The organism is Lacinutrix chionoecetis (assembly GCF_053604665.1).
The window spans coordinates 95,571-104,482 of record NZ_JBSHNQ010000067.1; the positions used below are offsets into that span (position 1 = coordinate 95,571).

8 protein-coding genes are annotated in these 8,912 nt (G+C 31.8%); all 8 read left to right on the forward strand.

Annotated elements, in window-relative coordinates; all coding sequences use genetic code 11:
• The first annotated feature begins 18 nt into the window (after window positions 1–18).
• Complete coding sequence (gene rsgA / locus ACVC43_RS04285; RefSeq protein WP_452223334.1) at window positions 19–969, forward strand: ribosome small subunit-dependent GTPase A; 951 nt, start codon at window positions 19–21, stop codon at window positions 967–969.
• Entirely contained in the window at window positions 969–1,421 is a 453-nt protein-coding gene (dtd, locus tag ACVC43_RS04290; protein WP_452223335.1) for a D-aminoacyl-tRNA deacylase, read from the forward strand. Before rsgA ends, dtd begins: the two co-directional genes overlap by 1 nt.
• A gap of 67 nt (window positions 1,422–1,488) precedes the next feature.
• A complete protein-coding gene (locus ACVC43_RS04295) occupies window positions 1,489–3,387 on the forward strand; it encodes a DUF3857 domain-containing protein (RefSeq protein ID WP_452223336.1) in 1,899 nt (632 codons plus the stop codon).
• 1 nt (window position 3,388) lies between these two features.
• Window positions 3,389–5,428 (forward strand): transglutaminase domain-containing protein, encoded by a 2,040-nt coding sequence (locus ACVC43_RS04300; RefSeq protein WP_452223337.1) that lies wholly within the window; start codon window positions 3,389–3,391, stop codon window positions 5,426–5,428.
• 6 nt (window positions 5,429–5,434) lie between these two features.
• Window positions 5,435–5,944: a metal-dependent hydrolase gene (locus ACVC43_RS04305; protein ID WP_452223338.1), complete on the forward strand. Its 510-nt coding sequence runs from the start codon at window positions 5,435–5,437 to the stop codon at window positions 5,942–5,944.
• A 68-nt stretch (window positions 5,945–6,012) separates the two neighbouring features.
• Entirely contained in the window at window positions 6,013–6,339 is a 327-nt protein-coding gene (locus ACVC43_RS04310) for a nucleotide pyrophosphohydrolase (protein ID WP_452223339.1), read from the forward strand.
• A 38-nt stretch (window positions 6,340–6,377) separates the two neighbouring features.
• Complete coding sequence (locus tag ACVC43_RS04315; RefSeq protein ID WP_452223340.1) at window positions 6,378–7,610, forward strand: 3-phosphoshikimate 1-carboxyvinyltransferase; 1,233 nt, start codon at window positions 6,378–6,380, stop codon at window positions 7,608–7,610.
• Between the two features lie 101 nt (window positions 7,611–7,711).
• Window positions 7,712–8,761 carry a tRNA preQ1(34) S-adenosylmethionine ribosyltransferase-isomerase QueA gene (gene queA, locus ACVC43_RS04320; protein WP_452223343.1) on the forward strand — a complete coding sequence of 350 codons (1,050 nt, stop codon included), beginning with the start codon at window positions 7,712–7,714 and terminating at the stop codon, window positions 8,759–8,761.
• Window positions 8,762–8,912: the final 151 nt, after the last annotated feature.

Below are 8,912 nucleotides of genomic sequence, written 5' to 3' on the forward strand. Positions count from 1 at the left end.
ATTTTCATCTTTGTTGTAATGACAGGACTAGTATATAAATCTACAGGAAGTTGGTACACGGTAAAAACCGAACTCGGTGCTACCTACGAATGCCGTATTAAAGGCAAATTTCGCTTACAAGGCATAAAAAGCACCAACCCAATTGCAGTTGGCGATTATGTGGATTTCGATTTAGATACCAAAAGTGACGAAGAAACTGGTGTTATTAAAAAAATTCACGACCGTGAAAACTATATTGTACGCAAATCGGTTAACCTGTCTAAGCAAACGCATATTATTGCATCTAATATCGATCAAGTTTTTTTATTAATCACAATAGACAATCCACCTACATTTACCAGTTTTATAGATCGTTTTTTAGTGACTGCTCAAGCGTATTCCATTAAAACCATTTTGGTTTTTAATAAAATGGATACCTATGATGAAGATACCTTAATGGAAGTAAAATACTTGGAGCATGTTTATAGAAATATTGGTTATGAATGTATCAGTATTTCGGCTAAAACGGGAAAAAACATCGAAAAAATTAAAGCCTTAATGGTAGGGAAAGTGAGCATGTTTACTGGACATTCTGGTGTTGGTAAATCTACATTAGTAAATACCATTGAACCAAGTTTAGACCTTAAAACAAAAGCCATTTCTTCGCAGCACATGCAAGGGCAACACACTACAACTTTTGCAGAAATGTTCGATTTAAGTTTCAATGCAAAAATTATAGATACACCAGGGATTAAAGGCTTTGGTGTTGTAGATATGGAAAAGGAAGAAATTAGCGATTATTTTCCTGAGTTTTTTGAGTTAAGCCAGGACTGTAAGTTTAATAATTGTTTGCATATCGAAGAGCCAAAATGTGCGGTAAAAGAAGCCTTAGAGAAAGATGAAATTGCCGCATCGCGTTACAGAAGTTATATTCAAATAATTGAAGGAGACGACCAAAATTACAGAACAGACATTTGGGATAAAGAATAATGAAAGTAGTCATTCAAAGAGTAAGTGAAGCAAGCGTATCCATTGAAGGCAAAAAAGTTGCTGCAATAAAACATGGACTTTTAATTTTATTAGGCATCGTCCAAGAAGATACGCAAGAGGACATTAATTGGTTAACGAACAAAGTTGCTAATCTTCGAGTCTTTGGAGATGAAAATGATGTCATGAATAAATCTTTGTTAGATAGTAAAGGAGATGCTATTGTTGTAAGTCAGTTTACGCTTCAAGCAAGTACTAAAAAAGGCAACAGACCCAGCTATATAAAAGCTGCACGACCAGAAGTAGCAATACCATTGTACAACGCTTTTAATACAACATTAGAAACTATTTTAAATAAAACAATACAAACTGGAGAGTTTGGCGCAGATATGAAAGTGCAATTACTAAATGATGGACCAGTAACCATTATTATAGATACTAAAAATAAGGTATAAGAAATTTCATATAAATATATTCTTCAAAACCCTAATAATTATTATATTTCCAATCTAAACTAAACTAATGTCTCATAAAATTACGCTAAGCATATTTTTTATGCTGGTTGCAATAGTTTGTATCTCTCAAACTAATAAAACCAATGCGATAACAATACCTTCAGAATTAAAAGAACATGCTAATGCAATTATAAGGCATAAGACTTTAGAAATCGAAATTAAAGATTATAACAAGATGGTTGTTAAAGAACATCGTATTGTTACAGTTTTAAACGATTATGGTAGAAAAAATATTGGAGCCTATTTAAGCTACGATGATGCTATAAACATTAAGAAAGTTAATGCTATCGTTTATAACGCATTTGGTAAAGAAATAAAAAGTTTTAAAGAGAGAGATTTTAAAGATGTTAGCACAACTCCTGGAGGTACACTATTTTCAGATGGCAGAGAGAAATATCTTAATTATACACCTTCCAGTTATCCATATACGGTAGAGTTTAATAGCGAATTTACCACATCCACTACAGCCTTTATACCAAGATGGTTCCCCATAGAAGGCTATTTTGTGAGTACAGAGTTTTCTAGTTTTAAGGTTATAAATAATTCAAGCATTGTTTTAAAGAAGAAGGCATCTCATTTTGAAGATTATAATATAAACGAAATATCAGATTTTCACTTTGAAGCAAATAATTTAAATGCTATTAAAGCAGAAGCTTTCGCGCCAGATTTTTCTGCATTTGCTCCACATTTAAAATTAGCTCTACAGGGTTTTGATATGAAAGGAGTAAAAGGTAATAACTCTGATTGGCAATCTTTTGGAAAATGGGTAGATACAGATTTAAATAAAGGAACAGAAGAGTTACCTGAGACAACAATTACAGAAGTTAAAAGCTTAACTGCAACAGCAAGTTCTAACCTTGAAAAAGCTAAAATAGTCTATAAATACATGCAAGATAAAACGCGCTACATTAGTGTGCAAGTTGGTATTGGTGGTTGGAAACCAATGCTCGCAAGCGATGTAGATAGATTAAGCTATGGAGACTGTAAAGCCCTGTCTAATTATACAAAAGCCTTGTTAAAAGCAGTAGGTGTAGAATCGTACTACACTCTTATTTATGGTAAAAGAGATATCGAGAATATAGATAAGGAATTTTCTTCTCAACAAGGTAATCATGCCATATTAGCAATGCCGCATCAAGATGATTATGTCTTTTTAGAGTGTACTAATCAAACCACTCCATTTGGATATATAGCTAATTTTACAGACGATAGAGACGCATTAATAATAACACCCGAAGGTGGAAAAATTGTACATACTACAACATACAATACCAAAGACAATATTCAAAAAACGAAGGCAACTATAAATTTAGATGAATCTGGAGCAATTAGTGCAACTATAGAAGCAAATTCAAAAGGCTTACAATACCATAAGTATGAACGTATAGAAGCAAAAGACGAAAAAGACAAAAAATTATATTATAAAAACAAGTTCGATAATATTAATAATCTCGAAATTCTATCTATGCGTTTTAATAACGATAAAGAGAATATTGTTTTTACAGAAAATCTTGAACTTAAAGCAACTAAATATGGTTCAAGAGCAGGAAATAGAATGTTAATGGCTCCAAATGCTTTTAATAAAAGCACTGATATTCCGCCAAGGTATAAAAACAGAACTTTGCCTTTTGAGGTTGATAGAGGTTTTGTTTATGAAGATGAATATGTATTTAACCTCGCAAATACATTAACAATAGAAGCACTATTTGAGCCAATATCAATAAATAATAAGTATGGAGAGTATACTGCTAAAATTGAAAAATTAGGTAACAATAAATTTAAATACACACGTAAATTAATAATCAATAAAGGTGAATACACAAAAGCTGACTATATGGCGTTTAGAAAGTTTTACAGTAACATAGTCAAGCACGATAAATCTAAAATAGCCCTTAAAAAAAAGTAGTATGATTTTAAAAAGCACAGTATTAATTGCAATTTTATTAACTCTAAATATTGCAACAGCTCAAGATTACAGATTTGGAAAAGTGAGTAAAGAGGAACTACAGGAAACCATGTATGAGAATGATTCTACAGTTGATGCAGCTGTGTTATATAGAGAGTATAAAATATATTATAATTATGTACAAGATGAAGGTTTTAAAAAATTTATTGAAGTCTTTGAACGTATAAAGATTTATAATAAAAAAGGTTTTGATTGGGGAACTAAAACTGAAAGTCTTTATAATGAAAATAATGAGAGAGAAGAGAAAATATTCTTTTTAAAAGCTTACACATATAATTTAGAAGGTGGAAAAGTAGTAGATGAAAAACTAAGAAAAAATGGAATCTTTGAGGAGGAAAAAAATAAGTTTTGGAAGTTATTTAAATTTACTATGCCTGATTTAAAAGAAGGTTCAATTGTTGAATATAAGTATACTATTGAATCACCTAATATAGATTTAAATGAAGAAATTTTTCAATATAAAATTCCAGTAAAAAAGCTTGTTTATCAATTACGGGTCCCTGAATATTTTAGAATAAATAAAACGTATAATTCTAAAGCAACTTATGTTCCAGAAATAACTGAAACATCTAAAAGTAGAAAACTTGAAGTATCATATCATTCTGCGATGGCTAATGGAGGAGCTAGTGTTAAAACAAAATTCTCTAAAGATAACCTAATAGAAAGAACCTATGACATTACAGAGTACATATATGAGGCAGATTTAACAAGTATTCCTGCATTAAAAACAGAAGCTTATGTAGATAATATTAATAATTATAGAGCTGTTGTAAAATGGGAAATAGAATCAATAAAAGGATTAGATGGTTCTGTTAGAGAATATTCCACAAATTGGGAGAGAGTAGTAAAAGGAATTTACGAAAGAGAAAATTTTGGTGGGCAGTTAGAGAAAACTAATTATTTTGAAGATGATATAAAGCCAATTGTTAATGGAGACAAAAAACCAATAGAAAAAGTAGCTTTAATCTATAATTTTTTAAAATCTAAGGTTAAATGGGATGGTTACAGAGGTTACACATCTTACAAAGGTTTAAAGAATGCTTATAAAGATGGCAGTGGTAATGTTGGAGATATTAATTTAATGCTAGTTGCAATGTTACGTCATGCTGGAATATCTGCTAATCCTGTGCTTTTAAGCACAAGAGATAATGGTATTCCGTTAACACCAACTTTAGATGGATTTAATTATGTTATTTGTCGCATTAAATTAGAAGATAATTACTTTTTGTTAGACGCTACAAGTAATTATGGAACAGCTAATATCCTTCCTGAAAGAGCAATAAATTGGCAAGGAAGAGTTATAGATGAAAGAGGTTATTCAGATTGGATAAGCTTGAAGCCAAACATGGTTTCAGACGATATTATTCAAATGAGTATAGATATTCAAGACAATTTTTCTGTTCAAGGAAAATTAAGACAAAAACTAACAAATCATTTAGCATTAGATTTTAGAGATAATTATACTAAAGTAAAACCAGAAAGTATAATAACTAAGTTGGAGGAAGAAAAAGGAGACATAGTAATAGAGAATCTTGATGTTAAAAATAAAACAGATTTAGGAAAACCAATACTAATGTCTTACGATTTTAAACTAGAAAACGCAGTTGAAGAAATAGGAGATAAGTTATACTTATCACCATTGTTGTTTTTTGGAAACAATACCAATGTATTTGTACAAGACACACGTGTTTACCCTATAGATTTAATATATCCTCAAAACACAAAATATAGAATAAACATTAATTTACCAGATGGATACGAAATAGAGACCACTCCAGAAAATGCAAAATTTGTTCTTAATACAGATGAAGGTGAATTTTCTTATGTTATAGTACCAAACGGTAAAACAATACAAGTAATTATTAATTCAGATTTAAATAATACTCTAATTCTACCAAAAGGATATCCTGAATTCAAAAAATTTGTACAATTATCTGCAGAGAAGAAATCTGAAAAAATAGTGCTTAAAAAGACTATGTAAAAAAATATGGCATCAATATTTGGTCATGGATTAGTAGGTTATACCTTAGCAAAAATTGCTAGTTCTAAGACTAGTAAATTATTACTATTCTTAGCTATTGGTTCGGCTTTGCTACCAGATTTAGATGTTATCACCTTTGGTAAAATTCCATATTCGCATCCATTTGGGCATCGTGGTGTTACTCATTCTATTGCATTTGCACTTCTTTGGGCTGTTTTATTAGCATTGGTTTTTACAAAAACTAAACGAATACTTTTTTTTATAGTTATTTTCTTTTCAACATTGTCTCATGGTGTTTTAGATGCACTTACTACTGGCGGAAAAGGTGTTGGCTTTTTAATACCCTTTTCTATGGAACGTTATTTCTTTCCGTGGCAAGTAATTAAAGTATCACCTATTGGTATAAGAGAATTCTTCTCCAATTGGGGAATGCAAGTTATTTTAAGCGAGTTAAAATATATAGGTATTCCTTGCTTGATAGTTTTAACAGTGATGCATTTTTATAAAAGAAAATGATAACTTTGTTTTTATAAAGAAGTTTAATCAAATAAATAGTTACGCTTTCGCGGAAAACAAACATAAACATGAACATTAAAAACGCACAACAAGAAGTAGACAACTGGATTAAAAATCATGGTGTTCGTTATTTTAATGAGCTTACCAATATGGCGCAACTAACCGAAGAGGTGGGCGAAGTAGCCAGAATTATTGCCAGACGCTATGGAGAACAAAGCGAAAAAGAAAGCGATAAAAATAAAGACTTAGGCGAAGAATTAGCAGATGTTATGTTCGTAGTTTTATGTTTGGCAAACCAGACAGGTGTAGATTTACAAGACGCATTCGATAAAAAACTGGATATAAAAACCAAACGCGATCACGAGCGACACCACAACAACAAAAAGCTCAAGTAATTTTTTTCATTTCCGTGAAGACGGAAATCTATAATAATATGAATATAAAACTCCAAAAATCTTCAATTAAAGAAGACGCTTCTATTCAAATCACAGGGTCTAAAAGTGAAAGCAACAGGTTGTTATTGTTAAAAGCATTGTATCCTGAATTGGAGATAGAAAATGTTTCTAACAGCGACGATTCGCAGTTAATGACCAAGGCTTTAGCTTCAAATGAGAAGATAATAGATATCCATCATGCAGGAACTGCCATGCGATTTCTTACTGCATATTTTGCAACTAAAGCAGGTAGTGAAATTGTTTTAACAGGCTCTAAGCGTATGAAAGAACGCCCAGTTAAAATTTTGGTCGAAGCCTTAAATCAATTAGGAGCAGATATTTCGTACATGGAAAATAACGGCTTTCCGCCATTACTTATAAAAGGAAAACAACTTAATAAACACAAAGTAACATTAAGCGCTAATGTAAGCAGTCAATATATTTCAGCCTTGTTATTAGTCGCTCCAACATTAGAAAACGGACTCGAACTAACATTAGATGGCAAAATCACCTCTGTGCCTTACATTAATATGACTTTGTGTTTACTCAATGCAATAGGAGTAGAGACCACTTTTAAAAACAATATAATTACGGTAAAAGCCAACCAACCATTACAGGTTAATAGCAAATTAACCGTGGAGTCAGACTGGTCTTCGGCTTCCTATTTCTACAGTATTGCGGCTTTGGCTGAATTAGGAACAACCATAACATTAACATCTTACAAACAAGATAGTTTGCAAGGCGACTCTGCATTAGTAGAGATTTATAAAGCCTTTGGAGTAAGCACAACTTTTTCTGAGAACACCGTAATACTTAAAAAAACAGAACATATAGTAAATGAAAATGGTGTTAATTTCGATTTAGCAAATGCACCAGATATCGCTCAAACTATTGCTGTTACAGCATTTGGTTTGGGTTTAAAGTGTGATTTAACAGGATTACATACCTTAAAAATTAAGGAAACCGATAGATTAGAAGCGTTAAAAGAGGAGATTATAAAATTAGGAGGCGATATTAAGGTTACCGATAAAAGTTTACATCTTTCAGCTTCAAATAAAATTAATAAAGATGTCGCTATAACCACTTATAACGATCATAGAATGGCGATGGCATTTGCACCGTTAGCATTAAAAGTGCCACTTGAAATTAAAGACCATATGGTGGTTTCGAAGTCCTATCCAACATTTTGGGAAGATTTAAAAACACTCGGGTTTAAATTTAATACCATATAAATACCGAAATTACCAATAATAATTGCCTATTTACTTGACAACGCCTATGTTGAGATTGTATATTTGCAACTTTCTAAATAACTATTATGATAGACGTAAAAATGAAATTATCGCATTTCAATTTTGAATTGCCAGAAGAGCTTTTAGCTGAATATCCATCAGAAAACAGAGACGAATCTCGTTTAATGGTGCTAAATCGAAAAGAGCAAACTATAGAACATAAGCAATTTAAAGATATAATTGATTATTTTGAAGAAGACGATGTCATGATTCTTAATAATACAAAAGTTTTTCCTGCACGTTTATTTGGAAACAAAGAGAAAACAGGAGCAAGAATTGAAGTGTTTTTATTGCGCGAACTTAACGAAGAGCAACGTCTTTGGGATGTACTTGTAGATCCTGCTCGTAAAATAAGAATTGGTAATAAACTATATTTTGGTGAGGACGAAAGTTTAGTTGCAGAAGTTATTGATAATACCACATCAAGAGGTAGAACATTGCGTTTTCTTTACGATGGTTCTTACACAGAATTTCGAAAAAAATTAACCGAATTAGGAGAAACGCCACTACCTAAATACATTAAGCGAGATGTAGAGCCAGAAGACGAAGAGCGTTACCAAACAATTTTTGCAAAAAAGGAAGGCGCTGTAGCAGCACCAACTGCTGGAATGCACTTTTCTAAGCATTTATTAAAGCGCTTGGAAATAAAAGGCGTCGATTTTGCAGAGGTTACTTTGCATGTTGGTTTAGGTACCTTTAATCCTGTGGAAGTAGAGGATTTATCTAAACATAAAATGGATAGCGAAGAAGTAACTATTGGGCCAAAAACAGTAGAGCAAATAAACAACGCACTTAAAAACAGACGACGTATTTGTGCTGTTGGAACAACAGCAATGCGTGCTGTAGAAAGTGCAGTATCTTCGAGCAATACATTAAATGAAATTGATGGTTGGACAAACAAATTCATTTTTCCACCTTACGAGTTTAGCATTGCAAACGCTATGATTACTAACTTCCATACGCCTAAGTCCACATTAATGATGATGGCCTCTGCTTTTGCAGGTCACGAATTTATTAAACGTGCCTATGCCGAGGCAATTAAAGAAAAATATAAGTTTTACAGTTATGGAGACGCGATGTTAATTATCTAACATCCATTTACTGTCTAGTCCTAAATAACCGATACAGATTATTAAAGGATTAAATTTATTAATTAAAGCTGAACAATCATATGATTGTTCAGCTTTTTTGATTTGTATTGTTTTCTTTTCAATTTGTTTTGTGCGTGCATTTGTATTGGTG

Bases quoted from the DNA above. Each gene is read 5' to 3' on its own strand.
- rsgA (WP_452223334.1), top strand. From the start codon at position 19: ATGACAGGACTAGTATATAAATCTACAGGAAGTTGGTACACGGTAAAA.
- dtd (WP_452223335.1), top strand. From the start codon at position 969: ATGAAAGTAGTCATTCAAAGAGTAAGTGAAGCAAGCGTATCCATTGAA.
- ACVC43_RS04295 (WP_452223336.1), top strand. From the start codon at position 1,489: ATGTCTCATAAAATTACGCTAAGCATATTTTTTATGCTGGTTGCAATA.
- ACVC43_RS04300 (WP_452223337.1), top strand. From the start codon at position 3,389: ATGATTTTAAAAAGCACAGTATTAATTGCAATTTTATTAACTCTAAAT.
- ACVC43_RS04305 (WP_452223338.1), top strand. From the start codon at position 5,435: ATGGCATCAATATTTGGTCATGGATTAGTAGGTTATACCTTAGCAAAA.
- ACVC43_RS04310 (WP_452223339.1), top strand. From the start codon at position 6,013: ATGAACATTAAAAACGCACAACAAGAAGTAGACAACTGGATTAAAAAT.
- ACVC43_RS04315 (WP_452223340.1), top strand. From the start codon at position 6,378: ATGAATATAAAACTCCAAAAATCTTCAATTAAAGAAGACGCTTCTATT.
- queA (WP_452223343.1), top strand. From the start codon at position 7,712: ATGAAATTATCGCATTTCAATTTTGAATTGCCAGAAGAGCTTTTAGCT.